Below are 25,643 nucleotides of genomic sequence, written 5' to 3'. Positions count from 1 at the left end.
TATCTGTTCGCAAATTATTTATAAATGCTGTATAAAACTCAAGCAAATTAATTGATGGAGATTTGAATATGAAACGTATTTTATTAGGTACATTACTTGCTCTCCCGTTTGCAATTTCCTCCTTACCGTCACAAGCATCAGCAGCAGAAATCATTGTCAGACCCAATGTTCACAGAGCTGCTATTGTGCATAAACCTGTTTTTGCCCGATATCAACGGAAGTTAATTCCTGCACATTGGGAAACAGTACGACGCGGTAACAGGTGGGTTAAAGTTAGAGTTCCTGCTCGTTATGTAAATGTCAGAGTTTAATATCTAAATAGAGGCTAACAACTAGAGTTGTTAGCCTCTATTAGTTAAAAATTTGTTGCTGAATTAAGACTTATAATTATATAAGTAGTTAACATAAGTCAATTTAATCAACATGAACATATCTCCAAATTCTCATCTTTTAAAAAAACTTTTAATATTTATACTAGGAATTAGTTTCGTAACAGCCTGCGATTCCATTCAGGCTGACGAAAAAAATATAACTAAAGACAAAATCTTGATTGGTGATAATTATGGAGAATTATACGATCAAGGTAAATTACGTACTTACTATTTTTACACTCCAAAATCTTATAACCTACACCGTCCGATACCATTAGTTTTAGTGTTTCATGGAGATGATGGTAATGGTCGGTCTATCAGTAACGTGACTCACTTCAATAAATTAGCAGAGCAAAAAGGATTTATTGTAGTTTATCCAGATGGAATTGACCAAAAATGGAGTCTTAGAGGTAACGCTCAAGGAAAGGTAGATGATGTTTTATTTGTCAGTGCTTTGATTAATCATCTTCAGCAGCAACTTAATATTGATAGTCATAAAGTTTATGCCACCGGTTTTTCTAGAGGTGGCATACTTACCCAAGCACTAGCTTGTAAGTTACCTGATAAAATTGCTGGCTTTGCATCAGTAGCTGGTTCGCTCCCAGTTAGACTTAAACCTAGTTGCCAGCCTCAAACTCCCATATCGATGTTAACGATCAACGGTACAAACGATCGCGACGTACTTTATGAAGGTGACGATCGCACTCAACGAGGAGCGCTGGTTTCGATCTCAGACATGGTAGAGTTTTGGCGATCGCACGATCGATGTACCCTATCAAATGAATCTCCAAATTTTCCTGAAGATAAAGTGAAAACCGCTATCTACACAGGTTGTAGTGGCAACTCTGAAGTCTGGCAGTTAGCGGTAGTCAACGGTGGACATTTCTGGCCTGGTGGTTCTTCAACTGACGAGAGCCTAAACAAATTCAATGCCAAGCTGGGACTCAACGCCAGTGAAACAATTTGGGACTTTTTTCAGCGTCACAGTTCATGAGTAGCTAATTTTTAAACACCATTTTCCTTAAACCATGCCAAGAGGCGTTTCCAACCATCCTGAGCTTCTTGCTCGCGGTAGGAGGGGCGATAATCGGCAAAAAATGCGTGGGGTGCATTGGGATAGACGATAATTTTAGATTTGCTGCTACTGGACTTTAAGCGATCGCGCATCTGCTCTACTGTATCAACAGGAATACTTGTATCCTTCCCACCATAAAGTCCGAGAATCGGGACTGTCAGTTTTGATGCAATATCGACAGGATATTTGGGCTGAAGTTTGGTAGCATCGCCCAGAAGTTTCCCATACCAAGCTACACCAGCCTTTACCTGGGGATTATGTGCAGCATATAACCAGGTAATACGACCGCCCCAACAGAAGCCTGTAATTCCCAATTTCTCGCCATTACCCTTAGCTGACTTCTTTGCCCACTCTACGGTGGAATCAAGATCGGATAACACCTGGGTATCTGGCACTTTGGCGACAATTGGACGAATTTCGTCTATGTTGCTTAACTTCGAGACATCGCCTTGACGGATAAATAATTCGGGTGCGATCGCTAAATATCCCAACCGAGCAAAGCGACGAGTGATATCCTGGATATGCTCGTGTACGCCAAAGATTTCCTGGATTACTAGAACAATTGGGAAATTATCACCAGTAGCCGGTGCTGCTCTATAGGCAGGAATTTCGCCATCTTTGACAGGAATTTTCACTGCACCAGCTACTAACCCCTTGGCATCAGTAGTGATGACTTCGGCAGAAATGGGTTGAACTGCAAGGGCAAAACCTGTCGCCACTGTAGCGGTTGCAATAAATTTGCGGCGCGTTATTTCTTTCATCATCTCTACGTTGAATTACTAAGTTCCCTTATATTTAGGTTACTGTATAGTCAAATGCGCGGAGGGGTAGGTGTACAAATTTTACACCCGAAAAAAAGTGCTTCTATCTCAACACCAGCAAGCGTTTCACCCCACTAATTGTCCAAATTCATCCGCGCAATCTCTGAAATGCTTACAATAATTGAGTTTCAGCCTTCAACCTTCCTGACACTCTTCCCAAAGAAATTCTCTAATGCTATGATTGCTTTAGAATCGCACAACTGCACCTTGAAAACTAAATATAGCTTGGCTTTCAGGCTCCCGCATTGCAATTAATCAAAATCCCTATTAGGGATTGAAACAATAAAAGCAGAAAAAGCGATCGCCCTTCTTGCGGTAGAATTTTCATTGCAATTAATCAAAATCCCTATTAGGGATTGAAACTTTTATGTAGTTCCCACTTCACAGCTAGCCAAATTATTGCAATTAATCAAAATCCCTATTAAGGATTAAAGCATTTTTTACCGCCTACCTGCTTAAGTACTACATAAAAACAACCTATACTTTATTAATAGCAGAGTCTTTTAGCTGCCATTAATAAAGTAGCATTGTTCATTTATTCGCCTGTATTACTTGCAAACTCCCACCTGCATATAAAGTTGACTTACTCACTTCAAAGCCAGTCTTAGCTAACAACTCAGCTAAATCAGTTTTCAGCAATTCCCAAGCTGTTTCCGTCTCAAACAACAACAAAAACACTGATATCCCAGGCCAAAATATCGGATTTGTTGGAGCATGAAAATCCACCAACGTAAACACTCCTCCTGGCTTCAGCACCCGATAAACTTCATTAATAATTTTTCGTAATTGCTGAGGCTGCATCTCGTGTAATGCAACGCTGGTATGCACCACATCAAACAGATTATCTGCAAATGGCATTTCCTCGGCAAAAGCTTCTACATAAGAGGCTTCCGGTACATTTAGCCGCGCCCGTTGCAAAGACTTAGGTGAAGCATCCAATCCTGTTACGTTTTGTGAAGTTTTTACTAAAAACTCCGTTGTTTGACCACTACCACAACATAAATCTAAAACCTGAGAATCTGAGTGAATTGTTAAGCCTTGCAAAGCAAGTTGCCGAAAACGGGCTTCACCACCTACACTTAAGGCTGCTAAACGAGAGATACCATCATATAACCACTGATAACGGTAACTCCAATCTCTTAAAATTGTTGCCATTGCATATTTCCTTGCTATTAAGCTTTATATTTAATAAAGATATATTGTTAACATTAGTAAAAAACCTGAAAAGATTGGGGGAAAGTAACTGCTATGGGTCGTGTAGGCGTCTTATTACTCAATCTCGGTGGCCCTGATAAGCTAGAAGATGTCGGGCCGTTTTTGTACAATCTATTTTCCGATCCGGAAATTATTCGCCTACCATTTCGCTGGTTGCAAAAGCCCCTAGCCTGGTTTATTGCCACGCGGCGAACCAGAACATCTCAAGAAAATTATAAGCAAATCGGTGGTGGTTCCCCATTGCGGCAGATTACAGAAGCCCAAGGGGAAGCTCTAAAAGAACAGTTAGGTTCTTTGGGGCAAGAAGTTAATATCTACGTGGGAATGCGTTATTGGCATCCCTATACAGAAGAGGCGCTCGCACAGATTACCCAAGATAAGGTAGAACATCTGGTAATATTACCACTATATCCCCAGTTTTCTATCAGTACCAGTGGTTCCAGCTTCCGGCTTTTAGACAAGCTTTGGCAAGAAGATCCAAAACTTCAACCGATTGATTACACCGTCATTCCTTCTTGGTATAAACAACCAGGCTATCTTCAAGCAATGGCGCAACTCATAGCCCAGGAACTTGAGCAATTCCCTAACCCGGATGATGTTCATATATTCTTCAGCGCTCACGGCGTTCCAAAAAGCTACGTTGAGGAAGCAGGCGACCCTTACCAGGCGGAAATTGAAGAATGTACTGTGTTGATTATGCAGACTCTCAATCGACCCAATGCCCACACCTTAGCTTACCAAAGTCGTGTCGGCCCAGTAGAATGGCTTCAACCCTATACTGAAGATGCCCTCAAAGAACTAGGCGCAGAAGGCGTGAAAGATTTGGTTGTCGTGCCTATCAGTTTTGTCTCAGAGCATATCGAGACACTACAAGAAATTGATATTGAGTATCGAGAAGTAGCCGAAGAATCAGGAATTCACAACTTCCGCCGCGTACCCGCTCCCAATACCCATCCAGTATTTATTAATGCACTAGCTGAATTAGTGATTGATGCACTGAAAAACCCCAGCTTCAAGCTTTCGCAAGCTGCCCAAATGAAAAAAATGGTCAAGATGTACCCCCAAGAGCGTTGGGAATGGGGTCTGACGACTAGTGCTGAAGTATGGAATGGTCGGATTGCGATGCTGGGTTTTATTGCCTTAATCGTAGAGCTAATTACCGGTCACGGCTTCTTGCACATGATTGGGCTTTTGCAATAAATGAAAAAAGTTAGGAGTTGGGAGTCTTAAATTTTTCTCGCTAACTTTTAACTCCTAACTTTTCTGCCGATACCAGTCATACCACTGCTTCGCACTACGAACTGCAAACCAGAGCAGTATTAAAGCAATTACTCCTCCTTGCCAAGGAGCATCAAAGGCAAATAGTACTAGAGCAATGCACAAGGTATCTTGAAGAAAGACTGCCCACAACGGTAAGCCACGTAACCGATAGAACCAACCAATTTGGACTAGCTGGAGTACCAAAGCTAATAAACCTCCAATTATGGCAATTAGCCAGTTTGGGGTTGCTGTTGCTGTTGCTACTCCTAATCCCATAATTGCGCCTACAAGGGGAGACATAAATAACTGAACCACTTGGAGCAATCTTTGCCCCCAGAGCTTTTTTGAGGCTAATAATTCAATTAATGACCAACTGGTGAGGCAACATAATAATATTGGTGGAGAAATGTGAGATAAAATGGGGACTTGTGACCACAAGTTGCTACCCTGCAATAATCCAATAATTAGCAAAGGTATGCCTATTCTCATTCCTGCTGCCGCAGAGGCAGAAAGTGTGGCTAGGATTTCAATCATCAAAGCACTCGTAATATTAATAAATAAGTAAGTATTTGTTATGTATACTACCCAGTGCTGGCAATAATTCGAGCATTAAACAGATTACAATCTTAAATGTTGTTGGGATCTTTATACAGCAGAATTTAGAATTCAGGAGCGATGCTCTGAGCCTGCCGTACCCCTCCGGGGAAGCAAGCTACGCGGAGCGTCTCGTAGAGAAGGGTCAGAATGGGCTGCGCTAACAGTAAAACAGGCTTTATACCTGGCTTTGAGACTTACAGCTATTTTCTAGGTAAATAGATCGCGCGGCAGGAGCGCAAGGCCTTGCGCCCCTACGACTTCGGTACTGTATATGTTTTTTGATGATATCTGCGTATTTTTGGGGTGACAGGTTTGTAGTAAGCGCTCAAACGCTTACTACAAGCAAATTAATCCTAAATGCCTAATCGTTGGTAAACTTCTTCTAAATGCCGCAGATGTTGCTGGGGGTCGAAACAAACCTCTAGTTCTGCTGGAGACAACTTTTGGGTAACATGTGGGTCTTTGCTAATCAAGTCTTGGAAGTTTCCTTCTGGCTGATTCCAAGCAGCATGAGCGCTTTCTTGAACGATCGCATAAGCCTCTTCTCGGCTGCTTCCCTTGTCTATCAAAGCTAGTAACACTTTTTGGCTGAACACAACGCCGCCGTAACAGTTGAGATTGCGTTTCATGTTCTCAGGATAGACCAACAAGTTTTTTACTAAGTCGGTTATTTCTGACAACATAAAATGCGTCAAAGTACAAGCATCTGGCAAAATTACCCGTTCTACAGAACTGTGAGAAATGTCTCGCTCATGCCATAAAGCAACGTTTTCTAAAGCTGCACCAGCATGACTTCTGACGAGTCGTGCCATTCCTGTCAGCCGTTCTGAACGGATGGGGTTACGCTTGTGTGGCATGGCTGAGGAGCCTTTTTGACCTTTGGCGAAAAATTCTTCAACTTCTAAAACGTCTGTTTTTTGTAGGTTGCGAATTTCTACAGCAAAGCGTTCAATGGTTGCGGCTACCAAAGCTAGTTGTTGCACGTAGTCGGCGTGGCGATCGCGGGAAATAACTTGAGTTGAGGCTGTATCGGGTTCGAGTCCGAGTTTTTGACAAGCGATCGCTTCTACACGCGGTTCAATATTTGCGTATGTTCCAACTGCACCAGAAACTTTACCGACAGCGATCGTTTTGCGGAGTATTCTCAGGCGTTCTTGGTGTCGCAACACTTCTGCTAACCAACCAGCTAGTTTAAAACCAAAAGTAATCGGTTCAGCGTGAATACCGTGCGATCGGCCAGCCATCACTGTATGACGATGTTCCCGTGCTTTTTGGCGAATTACCTGAATCAAATCTTCCAAACGTTGCAATAATATATCCAGGCTGGCAACTAATTGCAGTGCTAAAGCTGTATCCAAAACATCCGAACTAGTTAAACCCAGGTGAATGTAGCGTCCGGCATCACCAACATATTCATTGACATTTGTCAAGAAAGCAATGACATCGTGGCGGACTACAGCCTCAATTTCCAGCACCCGCTTTGGATCGAAATCTGCCTTGGCTTTAATTTCTTCAACGGCTTCAGATGGAATGTAACCAAGTTCAGCTTGAGCCTCACAAACAGCAATTTCGACTTGCAGCCAAGTTTTTAGTTTATAGGCTTCACTCCACAGATTAGCCATTTCGGGCAAAGTATAACGCTCAATCACAGTTCGGCACAGAATACAACCGTCATATTTTACAGTCTAATTAATGTCTAATTAATGTAGATCGCTTTTTAACGCTACTTTTTGCTCAGGGACGGAACTAGTTTTTGCATCGGACATGATAATACTAATCCTGCCATCAGCCTCTATATACGCGAACTTCACATCAGCTAAAAATTCTACACCTTGCTGACGTAACTTGCTCATCAATTCATCATCTGTAATTAACTCTCGTTGCAGATGGCGCTCAATCATCCGACCATTTTTTACCAATAGCAGCGGTGGCGGATTCAGGAAACGTTGGAATTGGGGAAGTTTGTAGCCTAACCAGTTCAGCAAGTAACTCCAAAAAATCACTGTTCCTACCAGGATAGCGCCTTCAGTAATTGATGTGTAATTACTTGCCATAGCATTTTGAGCAGCTTCTGCAAATAGCACAACTACGAGTAAATCAGTAATTCCTAGTGTTCCTAATTGTCGGCTAGGAAGTAGGCGTAGCACTGAGAACAGCGCTAAATAGACCAGCGACCCGCGGATAATCAACTCAAAGATGCTGATGCTAGGAATAAAAATTGCTTGCCAATTGATAAAAAACCATTTTTCCATTAGCACTGATTTTCTTCCTTATTCAATAGAATTCTGGAAAAAATCCAGTATAAAAAAAATTCAGAATTGCTGAATACTCTACTCATAAACTGTGGCAAGAAAAAATAATTAACTGGACTAGATATTTAGATACTTCAATATCTATCAGATTTACAAATATAAATCTCCAGTAATCAAAGATTAAAATCGCTGATTTTTTCTTCTCTGCTTTAAGCGTTTGGGCTTTCTAAAATACTGAAAAAAGCGATTAATAAAGCGAGAAGATGGCTTTTTATTAGTTGATGCTTGTCTTGTTGGAGCCTTGCCATTATAGTTTGTGTTATCAGATATATGTACAGCATTTTTAGTTGGAACTATGCCGCTTCCATGCCTTCGGGAATAAACTTGAGTAAATTCTGCACCGAAGAAAAGAATTTGTGCGGCATAGTTAACCCAAGCTAAAATTACCACCAGTGAACCAGCAGCGCCATAGGTCGATCCAAAACTGCCATTACCTAAATATTGTCCTAATAAAAATTTCCCAATAGAAAACAAAACTGAAGTGAGAGCCGCTCCAATTAAAACATCACTCCATGCAATTTTGACATCTGGTAGAACTTTAAAAATTAGTCCGAATAGCACTGTTGTGATCGCAAAAGAGATGATTAAATTGGCAATCTGCCAGATGAAATCGAAACCTGGCAACAAGTTACTAAAGTACGTTACTAATGTTGCTAATATCGTACTAATTACTAGAGAAACTAAAAGTAAAAAGCCAATTCCGATCACCATTGCAAAGGACAAAACGCGGAGGCGTATCATGTTATTTATGCCACGTCCAGGTTTTGGTTTCACTTCCCAAATCGTATTCATGGCATCTTGCAATTCAGTAAATAAGCCCGTAGCACCCAATAGCAAAACTAGGACACTAATAATCGAAGCGATCGCTCCTGTCTTTGGTTGGTTAGCATTTTGGATGGCTGTTTCGAGAAACTTTGCGCCATCTACCCCGACTAAACCTTGAATTTGTCCGACAATTTGACCTCTTGCCGCTTCCTCTCCAAATACTGCACCTGCGATCGCAATTACAATAATTAGCAACGGTGCAATGGAAAAAATCGTGTAATAAGCTAGCGCCGCCGCTAACCGCGAGGCTTTATCGTCACTCCATTCTTTGAACGTCTCTTGTAGTAACTTCCAAATTTCTTGCAAATTCATCCAATCAGTCTCCTTGTAGGGAATGTCGCTTAGTCCCTGATATATTGGATACTGATCTCCTGAGTTGCGACATCCTCCCAAGGGTATTTGTAAAGCGTTCTTGGGGAGGAATTTAGAATTTTATAGTGACATAATAATGCAATGTCTACGATGGGCGTAGCTGCGGCGCTAATTGGCGATAATAAAGTTAGGATTAAGGCTGAATCATCCGTGGAACTAATTCTGGATGATGACGAGGAGATACTGCGCGGACAAATTGATGTTTTAGTGTTACAAGATCGGTTGTGGGTGATAGTGTTGGAGTCGAAAAAAACCACACTCTTAGTTTGGTCGGCTGTACCGCAAACCCTAGCTTATATGATGGCTAACCCCAACCCCTGTAAACCTTTGTTTGGGATGGTGATGAATGGAGACGATATTTTATTTGTCAAAGTGACGCAAACAAATACACCACAGTACGATTTGTCAAGAGTTTTTGCTCCGTTTGCATCCGCCAGAGAACTGTACGCCGTTTTGCAAATTCTCAAGCGTATTGGTCAGTTAATTTCTCCTACGTGTTAGCGTTCCCTTTTCCCTTTTATTGCATTCTATCTATCGTGCGATATTGAATCGCCTCCGCTACATGATTGGTTTTTAACTCATCTTCTCCTGCTAAATCTGCAATAGTCCGTGCTACTTTGAGAATGCGATCGCTTGCTCTTGCTGATAAACCTAATTTTCTAATTGCTGCTTCTAATAAATTGCGGCTAGCATCATCTAACTTGCACCATTTCTGGAGATGACTACTTTGCAGATGGGCATTGCAACGCAGATTTGCTTCTCCTTGGAAACGGGTAATTGCGCGATCGCTTGCTTGTTGGACTCGCTCGCGTACTGATATTGATGTTTCTCCCGTCGGTTGTTGGGTAATTTCTTCTGGTTTCAAGCGATTCACTGCAACTTGTAAATCAATTCGATCCATTAACGGCCCAGAAAGTTTTGCCCAATACTGCTCTCGTTGTCGGGGAGAACAAGTACATTGTTGTATAGTATCGCCATAGTAACCGCATGGACAGGGATTAGTACTCGCCACCAAAGTAAACTGCGCGGGAAACATTACCGATAATTTGGTGCGGGAAATTGTCACATAGCCATCTTCTAGAGGTTGACGTAGAAATTCCAGCACATCCCGCTTAAATTCTGTTAATTCGTCTAAGAACAGCACGCCCCTATGAGATAATGAGATTTCTCCAGGACGGGGGAAGCTACCACCGCCAACTAGAGAAGGCCCGGATGCCGAGTGGTGGGGACTGCGGAAAGGGCGATCGCGTACCAATGAACCACGATTTTTCAATAAACCAGCTACCGAATGAATGCGAGTCACTTCCAAAGATTCGGCAAAGCTCAATGGCGGTAAAATTCCCGGTAAGCGCCTTGCTAGCATCGTCTTCCCACTACCAGGTGGCCCGACAAAAATTAAATTATGCCCGCCAGCCGCAGCAATTTCTAAAGCACGACGCCCATGAGCTTGTCCTTTCACATCATGCAAATCTGCGCCAGGGTAGGATACTGTTGTTGTCTGTGTTGTACTATCTATCTGCACAGGTTTGTAACGCCCCGGATTATTTAAAAAATCCACCACCTCAGACAAATGCTTGCAGCCGTAAACAGCCAAATCTTCAACCACTGCTGCTTCTTGGGCATTATCAGCAGGGAGAACTAAACCTGCAATTCCCATCTTTTGCGCTGCTGCTGCGATCGGTAATACACCAGCCACGGGACGCAAACTGCCATCCAAAGAGACTTCGCCCAAAAATAGATAATCCCCCAACAAATCAGCGCTAACTTGCTCAGAAGCCGCCAAAATTCCTACACTGATAGGCAAATCGAAACAGGGGCCTTCTTTGCGTAAATCTGCCGGAGTTAAATTAATTACTATCTTTCGCATCGGAAAGGCAAAGCCAGTATTTTTCAAAGTTGCTTTGACTCTTTCTCTTGACTCTTGAATCGCTGAATCTGGAAGTCCCAAGACAACAATTCCCGGTAATCCCCCTGACACATCGACTTCCACGCCGACTTTGACGGCATCGATGCCCACAATTGATGCACTCCAGACTCTAGCAAGCATTGCTTATATAATAGTAAACCAATAGACATCTCTAGCAGATGAGTTGGTAGATTGGCATTAGTGAAACCACATAGAGCTTCATTTTCGATGTTCTAGCCAATCTCCCCGGTGGTATAGCGGTTCTCAGTTGAGTGAGGTACAAGAACCCCACCCCCAACCTGCTCCCCGCTCTTCGAGAGGGGACTATGATGTACCTCATTAGTAAAAATCATAAGTTATTGGATACAATTTCTGTTAAAAAACATTGCAGCCCTGTTCTCTGAATTTCCGTCAAATGCTGCTCTGCTGAATTCCTATCACCTGTCCAGACTATCGCCATCCCTTCTTTATGAATTCTAAACATAAGATTAATTGCCTGTTTTTCCGATATTCCAATAACCCTTACTAGAGTATTTACAACTGTTTCCATCGAACTGATATCATCATCAATAAAGATAAGAGCATGTGTCTCAATTCCAGTGAAAATTTTTTTGGATAAAATTGGCTCATTTGTCTGCTTAACAAGACGATTTAGTAAATAGATAATAATGAGACAAAGAAAAACAGATATTAGTAACGGCATATAAAATTTATTTTTATTAAGCTTAAATATTTACATTAGCATTGCTCAGTTAGTACAGCAAATGCTTTGCGGAATTAGGCGGTAGTGCGTGACTTCACAAAGTATCGATATCTAACGCTTTGCTTTTGCTTGCGCGATACTCAGCGACTGCCTCACCTGCCACTTTAGCAAGGAAAATTTGGGACTTCGCAAAGGTCTTATCCTATTGAACTTCATCTTCAAGTTCTTCTAGAATCATTAGAGCGATCGCTTTCATCTTCAGTATAGATTTAGTTTGTCGAGATACTTATTTTGCCCATTATTATTCATAAGTTAATGATGTTCTGAATTACAAACCTCTCGGCGTTTCATAATTGTTTGTGATTTAAATTGCGTCAAATTTAGGCTGATAGAGAATATTTATCAGGTTTTTGGGAATTTTTTAGTTTTGGGTACTAAATTAAACACGATAGGGACGCATAGTTATACCTCCCTACCTTGTTATTACCGCCAGTGTTGGGGTATTTTCAGATTTTCCGGTAGGATAGTTGTGCGATCGCCAATTGCCTGGTCAATCTGCTGTGATTCTACATTTTCCGAGCCGCTCAAGTTGGCGCCACAGAGGTTAGCTTCTTGGAAATTAGCTTCTTGGAGGTTAGCTGTACTCAGTAATGCACTTTCTAGATTAGCGCCAGCAAGTTTTGCCCTTTGCAAGTTACTGCCAATCAAGTTTGTATCTTGGAGATTGCTACCCTCGAAGTTAACTTCTTCTAAATTGGCATCACAAAGGATTGCTCCTTCCAAGTTGGCATCACAAAGAACTGCTCCTGTCAAGTTGGCATCACAAAGGATTGCTCCTTCCAAGTTGGCATCGTAAAGGATTGCTTGGGAAAGGTTAGCTTTTCTAAGAACTGCGCCTTGGAGATTGGCTTCTGGGAGGATTGCTTTTTGCAGGTTGGCTTCATAGAGAATTGAGCCACAAAGACAGGTTAATGATAAGTCTGCTTCAGAGAGGTTGACTCGTGTAAAATTGACCCATTGCAAGTTAGCCCCGACAAAAATTGCTCTAGAGAGGTTAGCTTCCGTTAAGTCTGCATTGCCAAGGTCTGTATTGCGTAAATCGAGTTTCTGATTGACTGGATCTTTAGATGAATCGCGTCTGCCAATGACAGTTAAGGCTGTTTGAATATCTGTAGGAAGTTTTGATGATTGCAGTGGCCCATCCTCATATTCTCTATTCACTGGGGCATTCTCGCGAATAAAAGCAGCGAGGATTTCCATGATTGTCCAATGATCTTTTGGAGAATCTTTGGCAATTCGTTCTAAAGCATAAATTGCGGCAAATCGCGTTTCAATCTTTTCATTTCCCAGTTGTTCAATCGCTTTAGAAAAGCGTTCGGAAACAACTTCTTGGGGACTTAGTTGTGTTTGATTGATACAATTTACGATATTGTTATCCCAAGCTAGTGTTCCACCTAAGAGTTGCGTTAACAAGCTGTGATTCTCCTCTAGAGAGAGTCTAGAGGTATAGTAAGCATTAAGAATTAATGCCAATCCCCCAATAATTATGGCAATCGTTGTTAATGCTTGAGTGATGTATTCAATTTTTTCTTGATTTGAAAATCCTTGAATATTTTCAAAAAATAATATAATTAGAGTGAATGATAAAATAAATATAACTGAGACAAATGCCAACAAAGTCGTGAGTCCATTGGTCTTTATGAAAGACATGTCATAAGTCTTCATATCCGACTCCTTACGGAAGTAAATTTAGGTTGATTCTAAGAGTATCCGTAAAGTTATGATAGAGTACAAACACGGATAAAATTGGCGAACCCTTAAATCAACTATATAAAAATTATCTATATAAGAATCTTGAATCATTCACATCGACTAGATTATCGACTTTCTAGAGAAGTCAGGGATTTGATTATTCATCAATGATTAGATATCTGATGAAATTAAATATGCTGTATCCAGAAACCTTATAGAGACTTAGTACTGCTACATCTCTACACTCTTTTTCACTCAGATTTATTCGATCGAATTTTCAGGTATTTAGTCCACGATCCAGACAGGGAATGAAAAGTAGTGTAGTTCAATTACTTGAAAATTACTGTCAATAGGGGAAGATAAATTTTTGACAAGAGAATAAACTTTTTATATCAACACGCTGTTGAGGCACAACATTTTTCTGGATTACCTGGAGTATTCCAGGCAATTAAAAAGACCATATTATACCAATTCGCAATTCGCAATTAAGATTAGATACAGCAAGACTTTTCTGATTTACATCTGTTGCCTTATTTTAGAGAATTGGTATTACTTGTGAAAAATAGTTTCAAATCTGTAACCTTAAGCCAGTTTATCTAAGGGAGCAATGCGATTTTGTTAGATCGGACTTTAATTCTCAATTAAAGAGCTAAATTCTCAATAAAAACAGTTATTTGGCTGCGATCGCAGCCCTAAATAGGTGATTTCGTACCTGAATTTTAAGCACCTCACAAAATCGCATTGCTCCCTTTATCTAATTACTCAGGTCGATCGCTAACCCTAAGTAGATTGGACTAAGTTAGAAATCGCCACGAGTAATTCCTCTGGTGCTACAGGTTTAACAATGTGCTGTTGAAATCCTGCTCTTAGTGCGTATTGCTGATTGATTTCGCCTGCATAAGCAGTCAGAGCGATCGCAGGCATCTTTTTTGCCCCGATTTTTGCTTCCAGAGTCCGCACCTGTTGCATCAGCATATAGCCGTTCATTTCTGGCATTCCAATATCGCTGAGTAAGATATCTGGCTTTGACTGGGTTAGCGCTTGTAATGCTTCATATCCTGATGCTACTGCGGTAACGATCGCGCCAAACTGTTCCAGTACAAAACTGAAAAAGTCGCGGCTATCATCATTGTCATCCACGACCAGCACTTGTAAACCCATAAGGGGAGAGGAGGGAAAAGCGGCAGTTAAGGAATCAGTATTTGTGTCATTGTTGATTGTTGCAGTGTCCTTGATGAGCGGCAACCTGACTGTGAAAATCGCTCCCTGCTCCTCACCAGGGCTTTCCGCCCAAACCGTTCCGCCGTGCATCTCGATCAAGTGACGAGCGATCGCTAAACCTAACCCTAATCCACCAAACCTTCTAGTTGTTGTACTGTCACCCTGACGGAAGTAATCAAATACATGAGGTAAAAAGTCAGGGTGAATGCCCTTACCTGTATCGGTGACGGTAATCTGCGCTTGAGCGTCGATGCGCTCCAATCGCACATTTACTTTTCCCTTAGTCTCAGTAAACTTGACGGCATTTGAGAGAAGATTCCAGAAAACTTGTTGTAACCGGGCTGGATCGCCCAAAACTTTCCCCACATTTGGATCGAGCTTCGTCTCAATCTGAATAGTTTTAGCCTCTGCTGCTAAATGCACTGTTTCCATTGCGGCTTCAATGGTAGATACCAGATCGACTGGGATCGTATTGAGGCTGAGTTTGCCTTGGAGAATGCGAGAAACATCTAGTAAGTCTTCAATTAATTGAGCTTGTAATTTGGCATTGCGCTCAATAGTTTTCAATGCTTTGTCGAGTCCTACCTCATCAAATTTCCGGCTCTGCAACAGTTTTGCCCAACCGAGAATCGGGTTCAAGGGCGATCGCAATTCATGAGAAAGTACTGCCAAAAACTCATCTTTGATTCGGTTAGCAGCCTCAGCTTCCGCCCTAGCTATTTGCTCTAGTTGCAAAAGGCGATCGCGTTCTGATTCGCTGCGTTTGCGATCGGTGATATCAGTTAGCATGGCGATCGCACCTGAACACTCACCTTGTTCGTTCAAAATCGCTCTGGCAGAAATCAGTGTCCATATGTACGAACCATCTTGGCAGCGCAATCGTCCTTCTTTGAGATCGCTCTCTTCTCCTTTGAACCACTCCAGTTTTGCTTCATCGGCGATATCATCAGCCAGATCCATAAAATCAAATATAGAACGACCGAGTATTTCTTCTGCTGGATAACCCAACATCTGAGATACTCGCTGATTCACAAACTCTGTTCGGGTTTTGGAGTCAATCATCCAGATTCCCTCATAAGAGGTATCAACAATTCGGCGATACTTGGCTTCACTCTTCTGTAAAGACTCCTCTGCTTGCTTGCGCTGACGCCGCTCCTTAGCTTCCCGCAATGCGCGTTGCACCGAGGGAACTAACCGTCCTATTCGTTGCTTTAATACATAATCGGTTGCACCGTTCTTCAAAGCTTCGATCGCTAATTCTTCACCCAGTACCGCAGAGACAAAGATAAAAGGAATCTCAGGACAACGATTTCGGGCAATTTCCAAGGCAGAAATTCCATCAAAAGAGGGCAAGGCATAATCGGCAAGAATTAAATCGAAAGCGTCTGTTTCTAAAGCAGCTAGGAAATCAACATCGGTTTCGACTCGGATCAGTTCGCAATTAATTCCCCCTTCGGTTAATATCATTTGGGCAAGCTCTGTATCTAACAGGCTATCTTCCAAAAGGAGGAAACGCAGAACATTCATCAGTTGCTCTCCTTTTGAGGATGAGGTGCCGGAGGTAAAGCACCAACCGGAGGCTGATTGATCACTGCCCAAAACAAGCCAACACCTTTAATAGAATCGACGAAATCATGGTAATCTACTGGTTTGACGACATAAGCATTCACCCCTAACTCGTAGCAGCGAACTAAATCCGGTTCCTCGCGGGAAGAAGTCAGTACCACCACTGGAATTACTCGCATTAGTGGGTCAGATTTGAGTTGCGCCAGCACTTCTAGTCCATCGATTTTAGGCAGTTTCAAATCGAGCAATACCACAACAGGATACCCTTCCATTCGCAACCGGAACAACCCCCGGCGATAAAGATAATCCAGTGCTTCTTCTCCATCACGTACCACCACTACTTCATTGGCAAGATGGTTTTCTGACAAGGCGGCTAGGATTAACTCTGCATCGTTGGCACTGTCTTCAATTAGCAAGATTCGCTTCAGTTCTTTCATTCACTCTCCTTGTTGGACAATTTAGGCAGCGAGAAATAAAAGGTGGCGCCACTGTCAACTACAGCCTCTGCCCAAACTCGACCATTATGCCGATGAATAATGCGTTGCACGTTTGCCAATCCAACACCAGTGCCTTCAAATTCTGGGTCGCTATGCAGGCGTTGAAATACTCCGAATAGCTTGTGGACATATTGCATATTAAAGCCTACGCCGTTATCTCGTACAAAAAAGATAACTTCGTTTTCATTGTCAATGCTGCCAACAGTAATTTCTGCTGGGTTTCGAGTCTGGCTATATTTTACGGCATTGCCCATCAGGTTGCGAAGCACCAGTCGCAGCATGGAGGGATCGCCCTGCGCTTCTGGCAGTGGCTGTATGTGCCAATGGATTGTGCCTCCTGAAGTTTCTGCAATTAAATCGCGTTTTACCTCATGTACCAATTCCTCCATATTCAGGTTGATGTAGCGCATTTCGATGCGCCCCATCCGAGAAAATGTCAGCAACTCATCGATTAGTATCCCTGCTTGTTTGGCAGTGTCGGCAATTATTTTTAAATAGCGCTGACTTGTTTCATCTAAGCTTGTTGAGCTATGGCGCTTCTGAAGTAATTCGATAAATCCGGCGATGTGGCGTAGCGGTGCCCGCAAGTCGTGAGAGACGGAGTAGGAGAAAGATTCGAGTTCTTTATTGGCGGCTTCGAGTTGGGCAGTGCGCTCTTGAATTCGTTGCTCTAGGATTTCGTTGAGTTGTTGCAAGGCGGCTTCGGCAACCTTGCGATCGTGAATGTCGCTGGCGATGCCCACCCATTTGATAATCTCTCCGCTTGGATCTCGAAATGGTAAACCTCGAACAATATGCCAACGATAGCTACCATCAGAAACTTGACGAAAGCGAATTTCTATTTCGTAGTTGGTGGCGTTAGCAATAGCCTGCATCGAACTTTTCAAGACGCGATCGCGATCGTCGGGGTGAATAGCATAAATCCAGCCATAGCCAGCGGTCTGCTCCATTGTCAGTCCGGTGAAATCTAACCAGTGTTGATTGCAATAGGTAATACCACCATCGCGATCGCCCATCCAAATAGCCTGTGGCGACACTTCCGTTAAAATTCGGTATCGCTCCTCACTGTCACGTAGCGCTTTTTCTGCCAAGTTGCGATCGTGGATATCAACACAGGAGCCGATATAGCCGAGAAACTCCCCTGTTGGTGCAAACCGAGGCACACCAGTATCTAAAACCCAACGGTATTCGCCATCATTCCTTCTAAGGCGATATTCCATTTTAAATTTTTGTCGGGCATCAAAGGCATTGGTGTATGTATCTAAGCAACGCTGAAAATCATCGGGATGAACGCCTTCAGCCCACCCGTAGCCCATCTCTGACTCCAGAGTTCGCCCGGTAAAATCTAGCCAAGGTTTATTAAAGTAGTTACAAAGTTTGTCAGTGCCAGACATCCAAATCAGTACGGGAGCAGTGTCTGCCATCTGACGAAAGCGCGATTCACTTTCGCGCAGTGCTGCTTCTGCCTGGTCACGAGCGCGTAGCGCAGCTTGCTGTTCGCTAATATCGGTGACTAACGCCGCATACCCTTCAACAATTCCCTGTCTATTAAACTGGGGAACGTAAATGGCACTAATGTAACGTGTCCCACCATCTTTATAAGGAACTTCACTTTCAAAAGTAACCTGCACTCCTGCTAGTACTTGTTCCACATAAGGACGAAGCACTTCATAAGCGGATTCACCCAAAACTTCCCAAAGATGCTTCCCATAAACTTCTACCGTCGAATGCCCAAACCAATCTTGATAGGCTTGATTGTTGAAGCGGTAGCGTTGTTGTGAATCTACAAAGGTAATCAGAACTGGCAGCGTATCTGTAATTAAACGAAGTTCTGTTTCTCGTTGCCGCAGTGCTTCTTCCATGAGCTTACGGTTAGTGATATCGCGCCAGCAATCTATTGCACCAATAATCTCACCTTGGGAATCGCGAATTGGGACGACATTGGCGATCGCTGTAATTGTAGTACCATCTGGACGTTCAATGATGCATTCTTCATCGCGGATCGTTTCACCATAGCGCGTAGCACGGTACAAAGGTAGTTGCTCTAAGGCGAGCGGCGTTACACCATCAGCCAAGAACAGACTGTAAAGCTGAACATAAGATTCAGAAGACATACCAACCAGAGATTCATTTGGTCTGCCCAAAAGTTTTTGCGCGAGTTTGCTGTTAGCGATGATTGGGAAATCAGGAGAACCAGCAGTGATAGTAATTCCCTCTGGGACGTGTTCTAGGAGCATTTGCAAAATGCTTTGGGCTTCTTCTGCTTGGCGGGAGCGATGCTGGGCTTCTGCTTGGGCTTGTTTGCGTTCGCTTAAGTCAAGTACAAAACCAATGATTGTCCGATCTCCCTGTTTAGCAAAACCAAGTAGAACGGGAACTAGAGAGCCGTCTTTGCGGATGTATTCCTGCTCAAAGGGACTACAACTCCCAGCCATTGTCAGTTCTTGAATCGCTCGCTCGCTTACATCAATATATTGGAGTGGAACGATCTCGCCCCAGCGGATTCGACCAGAGCGCAAATCCTCGTGTGTATAATTGAGCATTTTGAGAAAGGCATCATTGGCTTCAACGATTAAGCCGTTCAGATTAGCCACAATTATCCCAATAATATTGGACTCGGTTAAGCGACTAAACCGAGCTTCACTTTCGCGTAGTGACTTCAGGCTTGCCTCTACTTGCCGTTGGGCTGTGCGGCGTGATTCGTTAAGCCAGCTGATTAATCCTGCTGTCAGCATGAACACTACCAAGGGAACTACAATATTCAGATTTGTAATGTTCTGCGCATCGAGTGGCTTAAAAAAGAAGTAATTGACTGCAAAAGTAGACAAAAGGGTAGCAAGTAACCCCGGCCCCAAGCCACCGTACCAGGCACTCACCATCACCGCAGCAAAAAATAGTGCCCCAGGCGTTGGCATGATATATGGATGGAGTAGCAGAGTTGCCGACAGTGCTAAGGCAGCGGATAGGGAAGCAACACCATAGTGCAGCAGTTTCTCCCGGATGAATGCGCCCTTGTCTCTACCGCCAGTAAAGATTGTTTGCGATTCAGATACCCTTGCCTTATGACTCATAACCCTACTCTGCTTCTGGAAAATACTGAGTCAGCAGTCTTTTGCCAGGTTCACCCATCTTCCGTAACATTTCTTCTATTAGTTTTAGCGCTATGCGTGAAGGGACTGTATGCCCATTCTCCCAACGATTGACTGTTTTGAACGAAACTCCTACTTTAGCAGCAAACTGTTTCTGAGAAAGATTGAGCTGGTGACGAAGTTCCCGAATTAAATCTAAAATTTCCAGCCGCTTTGTTAGAGACATCTCTGTATTTTATCCCCATAGGACAATTAGCGTAGGACAGGTGTCTTATTCATTGTCTCTTACTCAGGGAATATTTTAAAAGTGAATGGCTGTAATTTGAGGCACTTGTCGATCTCCCGTAACCCCCCTTAAAAAAGCTACGGTGTACGCACAAGTCAAACTCCGTATAAACGGTCATTAGTCATTATGTAGACTTCTTGCATAAGTCGGGAAAAGGGAAAGGGGGGAAGGGGAAAAAATTCTGTATTGTCCCCTTCCCCTTTAACCTTTACCCTTTTTCCCCTCTTGCAAAAAGCACTTTTGAAAGAGGTCTAGTCATTTGTGTTTTGTGTTTCTAAGGACAAAGAACAAATCACAAAGGACAACCTTCATTAGTTAATGTGCAATTTTAATGCGTAACAGCTGACAATATTACACAACTTCGTTGATGAATTGACTGCGTTGGCGTAGCCTCTCCTCTGGAGAATCGCTTACCCTTTTAGTATTTAAGCATTTGCACCCAGAATAGAAAAGTCATAGTGCTGTAGTAAATCTTCTGGATCGTTGTCAATTGCGATCGCAACATTACTTAAAACCAGTGTGCCATCAATATCTAAAATCACTCCTTCTAATGCCATGAAAAACCTCGGCTGAAGTATTGTTTTATCGCTGATGATGGCATGGCAAATCAGTTTACTTCATCATCCCATGAGAAAAGAAGGGAGTTAGAGAAGAGATGGCGATCGTCTGAGATAATTCCAGAAAGTGCGTAGACGCATTCGCGCAGCGTCTCGTAGAGAAACGGCTTCTCGCCAGACATCGCCTCAATAAAACTTCACCAACCCCAAATCACGTTCTGCGCGTTGGATGGCTCCCTCTTTTAACTGTTCTCTAAGATTGGCTGAGGTTTTCTGAGCAATATAATATTGCACAGCTTCGTTGATGAATCTACTGCGATCGCCTAAACAAATAAATTTTAAACTAGCTTTGATTTTTCCATTCTTTATAAGCTGTTAGCCAGTTCAAAGACTGTTTAGGGCCTAGTTGTTTTTGTATATCCTCTGCTGAGTTATAAGGACGTTTAGATTCTATTTTCTTAGCATATTTTTCTCCTATTCCACGAATTTTAGTAAGAAGAGATTCTGGGTTATTCAAAAACTCTACAAAATTTTTAATATCTTCTGAATCAATTACTTGGTCGTTTAGTTTTGATTGTAAAGCAAATTGTTCAATAAGTTTTTCAACTTCGGGTTTTTTGTGAGCTATAAGAAATACCCATATTTGTTCTAACCCACTTTTTATAGCCGATTCATATATCGGTAAACCTGTCATCAGAAAAAATTTATCTTCTTCATCAGACAAAGAAACAATTGGAAGTGCTAGATTATATTTTAAATCGTTCAAACTTTGACTAAGTTTCGATAAGTCTTTTTTATCAAAATTGTGTAATCCTACTTGTGGCGTTTTTATTTGACTTAGAAAAATTTTCCCTGGGCCACTTTCAATATTTTTATACATTTTTAATTTCCCCTTCTACTTTCATCTTGATCAATTCTGCTAATAATTTCTTCTGTTAAATTTGATAATTGTTCAACAGCCTCCTTTTCACTGTTCGTTCTCTTAGACTCAGATTTTTGTTCCACAAACACTCGCAGAGGTAGCCTTTTTTCTGAGGCATCAGAAAAGCTCTTTGTTCTTTTAATTTCCGGCAACAGCTTTGTGCCTAATTGTGCTCTTTCCAGTAGCTGTTTAGCAAAATTGTTAATCTTTATTTTGCTAGCAGATGCTTTACCTCTGCCACGTAATGGCTCTGTCATCATAGGTACGATACCTAAAACTCTGGCTTGCTGTCCTCCCATTTCTTCATGAACTCCTCTCTCAATTTCCCTTACTACAGAGCTAACACCATACACTGAAAAATACTCTAACTGAGTAGGTATAATCAAGTAACGAGCAGCATATAAACCATTTAGTGTAGCTGGAGTAATATTCGGTGAAGTATCCAGTATCACATAATCATATTCGTTATCAAACTTTTTTAACGCTTTTTTTAGAAGCATTGCAACATTTCCCATTCTGCCAACACGAGAGGTTAACCTGTCTATTTCTTCCGTTGTTCTATAGCTACTAGGAATAACATCTATCCTAATATTAGAAGCAGAGGAATTTAGATAGTTATTAAATGGTGATCTTTCTTGTATATAATCTTTGTATTGGAAGTTTTTAGAATAGATGTCAGCACTAATAAAATCTATGATTTCTTTTCTATTTTTAAATTCTTCTAATATTCTATTAAATTCATCTAGTGTTTTAGCCTTATCAAGATCGTCAGCTTGATTGACTCCTAAGTATAAACTACTATTCCCTTGATCATCTAAGTCAATTATAAGAACTTTATTTCCTAACCTTGCTATTTCATAGGCAAGGTTTACTGATAGAGTTGTTTTACCTACTCCACCCTTAGATGTATGAATTGCAATGGTACGCATTTATTAAATATTTAAATTAAACTCATGTTTTCGAGCTATAAATATTACATATTTATACTATTTTGATCATAGTCGGTTAATTATTAAGGGTCAAGCAAGCATTAATACAATCTTTGTATATATCATTTACTAATCACATGAGGTAGATCATAGCCCCATATTCGATTGCGGGGAGCGGTTTGGGCGTGGGGTTCTTGTAGCTCACTCAATCGAAAACTGTTATATTTTACTTAAGATCGATAATCTTTTGTATAAAATCTTTACCAAGCCGTAAGATTTGCCCTTCCCAATCAAATACCTCAATATTATAAAATATATTTGAACCTTCAGGTTTAATACTAACAAAATAAGGTTGTACAGTTTTTGTAGCAACACCATTAATATACTGTTTTTCTCCAATAGGCTTTGCATTAATCTCGCGGAGCATACGAATTGGCACAAATGTTTTATCATCTGTGAGTTGAATAAAACCTTTTCCGCATACTACCTTGTCACAATGAATATCGCAAGCTTTTATTTCAACGGGAATGCTATCAGTGTGCTTTACTAATGAAATGAAAAGATTAGTATTTTTGTTATGATTACGAATAAATTTTATCAAATAATCATGAATAAGTTGATAACGATTGCTTGGCATTTCATAAATTAAAAAAACTAATCCTGAAGCTACTAAAATATTTAAAACAAACTCTACTTTTTCCGGTGCTTCATCACATATAAATACTAAATCATCTTTAGTTCTCAAAGGTCTGATGTTTTTTTCATCTGTTAGTAGATACAAAATTTTCCAGGCAGTCTCTTGATTTTTATATCCACAATCTGCAATCACTGTTTCAAGTGATTTCTCAACTAATTTCAGTTTAGGGTTATGTCCAATATTGTGGTATTTCTTTAAAGTTGTAATTTTCTCAGTTTGTAACTGCATCCCCACAATTTGTAACTCAATCGGGCGTACCTCACCCAAATCACCTGCTAAATCCCGAACTAATTCATCAATCAGTGTAGGCTCTAGATAAAATTGAGAACGTTCTGTTAAACTCTGCACAACTGCTTTAGCATCGTCTGGCAAAAAATTCCCCAAGTAATAGCGAATATTTTTATCGAGAATATTATTATTAATTGCACCTAAACTAAACAGACGTTCTAACTCTAATAAATAATGTAAATAATCTTCCCGCAAAGACAGAATTATCTTGACAAAAGGAATATTTAGACAAACCCGCAAAAACTCATAAAATGCTCGTCGTTGACCTTGGTCTGGATAAACAAAGAAAAACTCCTCAAACTGGTCAAATATTAAAACCGTCAACAAATTCCGGTCAGCATTTCTCTGCAATTGTTCTAAAATAGCGGCTGAAGAATCAAGATTAGCAAATAATTGATTCCCTCTGACTTCTTCAAAAGCCTTAGCCAAACTCTGTCCCAACATCCCCACCCAATCTGTATAAACTCGCAACAAAATAGGTAAAGCATCTCGCTCACCAATTGCTTGCTGTTGCAACGCTGGTATTAATCCACCCTGCAAGATTGAGCTTTTCCCCACTCCTGACTGACCATGAATTACAGTCAATTTATGCTCAGTCCCGCCAATTCTTTCTCGCAACCGCTTAACATCTTGCCCCCGATCAGAAGCGGCAATTTCTTGAGCAATGGTTTCAGAATTTTCCACTTGCAACTGTGCAGAATTAATTGCCTGTCGCTGGGGATTGAGATAAGATGCGCCAACAAAAGCACGGAAACCATACTGTTGTTCAATTTGTAATTGTTCTTGCTTAATCTTAAAAGCTTTCAGATATTCACCTTGTTCAAAGTAGAGTAAGCGTAACCTTTCTAATATAGATATATATAATTGCGGGTTATACTGATGATTACTTTCAGCTTTAGCAGCTTTTAAACTATTAATTGCTACTTCAAATTGACCTAAACCCTGTTGAGATTTAGCTAAAATAAACCGATACCAACTAAATTCATTTGATTGTAAATTGGGTATCTCAGCTAATATTTGTAATCCTTGCCCCGCAAGTTGACCAGCTTCATCCCAACGTGACTGCTCTAAAGCTACTTCTGCCAAAAAACCATAATCTTTAGCCAATTGCAACGACGTGCCATAATTTTGATGTAGCGGCAGAGATTTATCAATAAGGCTTTGCAACTCTGACCATGCTTGTAAACGTCGTAGCGCTTCACCTAGCTTAGTAATATGTTTTGCAACTAAATCTGAACGTTGTGCTTGTTCAAAAATCTCAATAGCTTGCTGAAAGTAATTTCTAGACTCTTGCCAATAGCGTTGATTTTCTGTCTGATTTTTTTCAGCGTGGCGGTTATAAACTGAAGCAATATTAACGAGTAATATACCTTGTCGCTCTAAATAATTACTTTGTCGCCAGAACTCTAAGCTTTGTTGATAATGTGCTAAAGCAGAATCTATCTCATCATGTAAATAATCATTTAAACCAAGCACAAATTCTAAACTTGCTTGCAGTGCTGGCTCTAATACCTCTTGACGGTTTTGCAAATCTTGACGAGCAGTTTCTAGTTCCCGGCAAATTTGGGGATTCGGCGTAACATCACCAGCAAAGATTTCATCGCTTTTTTGTTGGAGAAAGCTAATTAACTCATCAGTAGGATTTTCAAAATCAATAATAGTTGCCCAACTTTCTAAATCAGTTGCTAATCGAATAAATTTTTGCATAACTGAATCATTAACCCACAACAATATCGGAAACGGGAAGTTCTTTCTAAACTCCTCCCGTACTTGGTTAGCTGAAGTCAGAACTGTATCAATATCTTTAACCGACTCCAAACCAAAAATCATTAATGCAGGTGGCTGTTCATCTCCCAGTTGTTCGCGTATATTTGTGTAAAGCGTTTTGACTGATGCAGGTAAAGTAATTTCGCGAATGTGTATAGGAGATAATTGGCGCAGGCGTTGTACCATGCGCTGACGTAAATCAGCATAGTTACAGCGCAGTAAAATCAGCGAAAATGTTCCCTGAGAAAGGGTAATTGTTCGCACCAGAGTTTGCAATGAATGCTCATTGTCAAAGGCTAAATTTTCTGGCTCTTGCTGATTACTCATAACATACAGCAGTTTTCTTTTGCATAAAGTACAAAGCTACCTACGGGTTTTGAGGCAGGAGGTAGGGGGCAGAAAGGATGACGGACGATTTCTGCTAGTTGTAAAAGCTGTAGTTGTGAAGATGACAACTGACACGGCTCCCGCACTTGTCGATCTAGCTCCCGCACTTGTCGATCTAGCTCCCGCACTTGCTGATCTAGCTCCCGCACTTGCTGATCTAGCTCCCGCACTTGCTGATCTAGCTCCCGCACTTGCTGATCTAGCTCCCGCACTTGCTGATCTAGCTCC

General features: G+C 41.4%; 22 protein-coding genes. 4 read left to right on the top strand and 18 right to left on the bottom strand.

All coding sequences use genetic code 11. The features are described 5' to 3' along the window. The first annotated feature begins 68 nt into the window (after window positions 1-68). Window positions 69-311 carry a hypothetical protein gene (locus tag V7K45_RS03150; protein ID WP_335000285.1) on the top strand — a complete coding sequence of 81 codons (243 nt, stop codon included), beginning with the start codon at window positions 69-71 and terminating at the stop codon, window positions 309-311. Window positions 312-423: 112 nt separating this feature from the next. Continuing rightward, on the top strand, window positions 424-1,365 hold the full coding sequence (locus tag V7K45_RS03145; protein WP_335000283.1) for an extracellular catalytic domain type 1 short-chain-length polyhydroxyalkanoate depolymerase: 942 nt from the start codon (window positions 424-426) through the stop codon (window positions 1,363-1,365). A gap of 11 nt (window positions 1,366-1,376) precedes the next feature. Here V7K45_RS03145 and V7K45_RS03140 read toward each other — a convergent pair whose 3' ends face one another. Both V7K45_RS03140 and V7K45_RS03135 read right to left on the bottom strand, forming a co-directional pair. Continuing rightward, complete coding sequence (locus V7K45_RS03140; RefSeq protein ID WP_335000323.1) at window positions 1,377-2,207, bottom strand: dienelactone hydrolase family protein; 831 nt, start codon at window positions 2,205-2,207, stop codon at window positions 1,377-1,379. A gap of 591 nt (window positions 2,208-2,798) precedes the next feature. Then, complete coding sequence (locus tag V7K45_RS03135; protein ID WP_094350418.1) at window positions 2,799-3,422, bottom strand: class I SAM-dependent methyltransferase; 624 nt, start codon at window positions 3,420-3,422, stop codon at window positions 2,799-2,801. A gap of 93 nt (window positions 3,423-3,515) precedes the next feature. Here V7K45_RS03135 and hemH point away from each other — a divergent pair, with 93 nt between their 5' ends. Further along, window positions 3,516-4,682: a ferrochelatase gene (gene hemH, locus V7K45_RS03130; protein ID WP_335000281.1), complete on the top strand. Its 1,167-nt coding sequence runs from the start codon at window positions 3,516-3,518 to the stop codon at window positions 4,680-4,682. Window positions 4,683-4,736: 54 nt separating this feature from the next. On the opposite strand, the gene V7K45_RS03125 is transcribed toward hemH, so the two are convergent. From V7K45_RS03125 to V7K45_RS03110, 4 genes are all read right to left on the bottom strand, one after another. Continuing rightward, a complete protein-coding gene (locus V7K45_RS03125; RefSeq protein ID WP_335000279.1) occupies window positions 4,737-5,276 on the bottom strand; it encodes a DUF4126 domain-containing protein in 540 nt (179 codons plus the stop codon). Window positions 5,277-5,692: 416 nt separating this feature from the next. Then, the gene (gene purB / locus V7K45_RS03120) at window positions 5,693-6,988 is read right to left on the bottom strand and encodes an adenylosuccinate lyase (protein WP_335000277.1); all 1,296 of its coding nucleotides are present in this window, start codon (window positions 6,986-6,988) and stop codon (window positions 5,693-5,695) included. Window positions 6,989-7,039: 51 nt separating this feature from the next. Then, window positions 7,040-7,591 carry a DUF421 domain-containing protein gene (locus tag V7K45_RS03115; protein ID WP_099101436.1) on the bottom strand — a complete coding sequence of 184 codons (552 nt, stop codon included), beginning with the start codon at window positions 7,589-7,591 and terminating at the stop codon, window positions 7,040-7,042. A gap of 180 nt (window positions 7,592-7,771) precedes the next feature. Further along, window positions 7,772-8,788 carry a YihY/virulence factor BrkB family protein gene (locus V7K45_RS03110; RefSeq protein ID WP_335000274.1) on the bottom strand — a complete coding sequence of 339 codons (1,017 nt, stop codon included), beginning with the start codon at window positions 8,786-8,788 and terminating at the stop codon, window positions 7,772-7,774. Between the two features lie 141 nt (window positions 8,789-8,929). Here V7K45_RS03110 and V7K45_RS03105 point away from each other — a divergent pair, with 141 nt between their 5' ends. Continuing rightward, window positions 8,930-9,349, top strand: a complete 420-nt coding sequence (locus V7K45_RS03105) for a hypothetical protein (RefSeq protein WP_335000272.1) — start codon at window positions 8,930-8,932, stop codon at window positions 9,347-9,349. 16 nt (window positions 9,350-9,365) lie between these two features. Here the strand turns inward: V7K45_RS03105 and V7K45_RS03100 are convergent, their stop codons facing one another. The 12 genes from V7K45_RS03100 to V7K45_RS03045 all read right to left on the bottom strand — a co-directional run. After that, window positions 9,366-10,895: a YifB family Mg chelatase-like AAA ATPase gene (locus V7K45_RS03100; protein ID WP_335000270.1), complete on the bottom strand. Its 1,530-nt coding sequence runs from the start codon at window positions 10,893-10,895 to the stop codon at window positions 9,366-9,368. Between the two features lie 208 nt (window positions 10,896-11,103). Continuing rightward, entirely contained in the window at window positions 11,104-11,457 is a 354-nt protein-coding gene (locus V7K45_RS03095; RefSeq protein ID WP_335000268.1) for an ATP-dependent Clp protease adaptor ClpS, read from the bottom strand. A 483-nt stretch (window positions 11,458-11,940) separates the two neighbouring features. Then, the gene (locus V7K45_RS03090; RefSeq protein ID WP_335000266.1) at window positions 11,941-13,167 is read right to left on the bottom strand and encodes a pentapeptide repeat-containing protein; all 1,227 of its coding nucleotides are present in this window, start codon (window positions 13,165-13,167) and stop codon (window positions 11,941-11,943) included. Between the two features lie 822 nt (window positions 13,168-13,989). After that, window positions 13,990-15,957, bottom strand: a complete 1,968-nt coding sequence (locus tag V7K45_RS03085; protein ID WP_335000264.1) for a hybrid sensor histidine kinase/response regulator — start codon at window positions 15,955-15,957, stop codon at window positions 13,990-13,992. Next, window positions 15,957-16,433, bottom strand: coding sequence for a response regulator (locus tag V7K45_RS03080; RefSeq protein WP_335000262.1), 477 nt, complete (start codon window positions 16,431-16,433; stop codon window positions 15,957-15,959). Before V7K45_RS03080 ends, V7K45_RS03085 begins: the two co-directional genes overlap by 1 nt. Then, window positions 16,430-19,564 (bottom strand): PAS domain S-box protein, encoded by a 3,135-nt coding sequence (locus V7K45_RS03075; protein WP_335000260.1) that lies wholly within the window; start codon window positions 19,562-19,564, stop codon window positions 16,430-16,432. The genes V7K45_RS03080 and V7K45_RS03075 overlap by 4 nt, the downstream gene beginning before the upstream one ends. Window positions 19,565-19,568: 4 nt before the next feature. Continuing rightward, a complete protein-coding gene (locus tag V7K45_RS03070) occupies window positions 19,569-19,808 on the bottom strand; it encodes a helix-turn-helix domain-containing protein (RefSeq protein WP_335000258.1) in 240 nt (79 codons plus the stop codon). A 485-nt stretch (window positions 19,809-20,293) separates the two neighbouring features. Then, window positions 20,294-20,425 (bottom strand): hypothetical protein, encoded by a 132-nt coding sequence (locus tag V7K45_RS03065; protein WP_335000256.1) that lies wholly within the window; start codon window positions 20,423-20,425, stop codon window positions 20,294-20,296. A gap of 343 nt (window positions 20,426-20,768) precedes the next feature. Then, window positions 20,769-21,305: a hypothetical protein gene (locus tag V7K45_RS03060; RefSeq protein ID WP_335000254.1), complete on the bottom strand. Its 537-nt coding sequence runs from the start codon at window positions 21,303-21,305 to the stop codon at window positions 20,769-20,771. 2 nt (window positions 21,306-21,307) lie between these two features. Further along, window positions 21,308-22,276, bottom strand: coding sequence for a ParA family protein (locus V7K45_RS03055; protein ID WP_335000252.1), 969 nt, complete (start codon window positions 22,274-22,276; stop codon window positions 21,308-21,310). Between the two features lie 226 nt (window positions 22,277-22,502). Beyond that, window positions 22,503-25,355 carry an nSTAND1 domain-containing NTPase gene (locus tag V7K45_RS03050; protein WP_335000250.1) on the bottom strand — a complete coding sequence of 951 codons (2,853 nt, stop codon included), beginning with the start codon at window positions 25,353-25,355 and terminating at the stop codon, window positions 22,503-22,505. Continuing rightward, on the bottom strand, window positions 25,352-25,643 hold a 292-nt coding region (locus V7K45_RS03045), incomplete at its 5' end, for a hypothetical protein (RefSeq protein ID WP_335000248.1). The genes V7K45_RS03050 and V7K45_RS03045, both read right to left, overlap by 4 nt.

The organism is Nostoc sp., assembly GCF_036917375.1.
In the GTDB taxonomy this organism is placed as follows: Bacteria; Cyanobacteriota; Cyanobacteriia; order Cyanobacteriales; family Nostocaceae; genus Nostoc.
Note: the sequence above shows the minus strand (reverse complement) of the source record. Positions and strands in the feature narration are given on the sequence as shown.

What these genes read in the sequence shown, in the direction of transcription:
- V7K45_RS03150 (WP_335000285.1), top strand. Translation starts at nt 69, where the DNA reads ATGAAACGTATTTTATTAGGTACATTACTTGCTCTCCCGTTTGCAATT.
- V7K45_RS03145 (WP_335000283.1), top strand. Translation starts at nt 424, where the DNA reads ATGAACATATCTCCAAATTCTCATCTTTTAAAAAAACTTTTAATATTT.
- V7K45_RS03140 (WP_335000323.1), bottom strand. Translation starts at nt 2,207, where the DNA reads ATGAAAGAAATAACGCGCCGCAAATTTATTGCAACCGCTACAGTGGCG.
- V7K45_RS03135 (WP_094350418.1), bottom strand. Translation starts at nt 3,422, where the DNA reads ATGGCAACAATTTTAAGAGATTGGAGTTACCGTTATCAGTGGTTATAT.
- hemH (WP_335000281.1), top strand. Translation starts at nt 3,516, where the DNA reads ATGGGTCGTGTAGGCGTCTTATTACTCAATCTCGGTGGCCCTGATAAG.
- V7K45_RS03125 (WP_335000279.1), bottom strand. Translation starts at nt 5,276, where the DNA reads ATGATTGAAATCCTAGCCACACTTTCTGCCTCTGCGGCAGCAGGAATG.
- V7K45_RS03115 (WP_099101436.1), bottom strand. Translation starts at nt 7,591, where the DNA reads ATGGAAAAATGGTTTTTTATCAATTGGCAAGCAATTTTTATTCCTAGC.
- V7K45_RS03110 (WP_335000274.1), bottom strand. Translation starts at nt 8,788, where the DNA reads ATGAATTTGCAAGAAATTTGGAAGTTACTACAAGAGACGTTCAAAGAA.
- V7K45_RS03105 (WP_335000272.1), top strand. Translation starts at nt 8,930, where the DNA reads ATGTCTACGATGGGCGTAGCTGCGGCGCTAATTGGCGATAATAAAGTT.
- V7K45_RS03100 (WP_335000270.1), bottom strand. Translation starts at nt 10,895, where the DNA reads ATGCTTGCTAGAGTCTGGAGTGCATCAATTGTGGGCATCGATGCCGTC.
- V7K45_RS03095 (WP_335000268.1), bottom strand. Translation starts at nt 11,457, where the DNA reads ATGCCGTTACTAATATCTGTTTTTCTTTGTCTCATTATTATCTATTTA.
- V7K45_RS03090 (WP_335000266.1), bottom strand. Translation starts at nt 13,167, where the DNA reads ATGTCTTTCATAAAGACCAATGGACTCACGACTTTGTTGGCATTTGTC.
- V7K45_RS03085 (WP_335000264.1), bottom strand. Translation starts at nt 15,957, where the DNA reads ATGAATGTTCTGCGTTTCCTCCTTTTGGAAGATAGCCTGTTAGATACA.
- V7K45_RS03080 (WP_335000262.1), bottom strand. Translation starts at nt 16,433, where the DNA reads ATGAAAGAACTGAAGCGAATCTTGCTAATTGAAGACAGTGCCAACGAT.
- V7K45_RS03075 (WP_335000260.1), bottom strand. Translation starts at nt 19,564, where the DNA reads ATGAGTCATAAGGCAAGGGTATCTGAATCGCAAACAATCTTTACTGGC.
- V7K45_RS03070 (WP_335000258.1), bottom strand. Translation starts at nt 19,808, where the DNA reads ATGTCTCTAACAAAGCGGCTGGAAATTTTAGATTTAATTCGGGAACTT.
- V7K45_RS03065 (WP_335000256.1), bottom strand. Translation starts at nt 20,425, where the DNA reads ATGGCATTAGAAGGAGTGATTTTAGATATTGATGGCACACTGGTTTTA.
- V7K45_RS03060 (WP_335000254.1), bottom strand. Translation starts at nt 21,305, where the DNA reads ATGTATAAAAATATTGAAAGTGGCCCAGGGAAAATTTTTCTAAGTCAA.
- V7K45_RS03055 (WP_335000252.1), bottom strand. Translation starts at nt 22,276, where the DNA reads ATGCGTACCATTGCAATTCATACATCTAAGGGTGGAGTAGGTAAAACA.
- V7K45_RS03050 (WP_335000250.1), bottom strand. Translation starts at nt 25,355, where the DNA reads ATGAGTAATCAGCAAGAGCCAGAAAATTTAGCCTTTGACAATGAGCAT.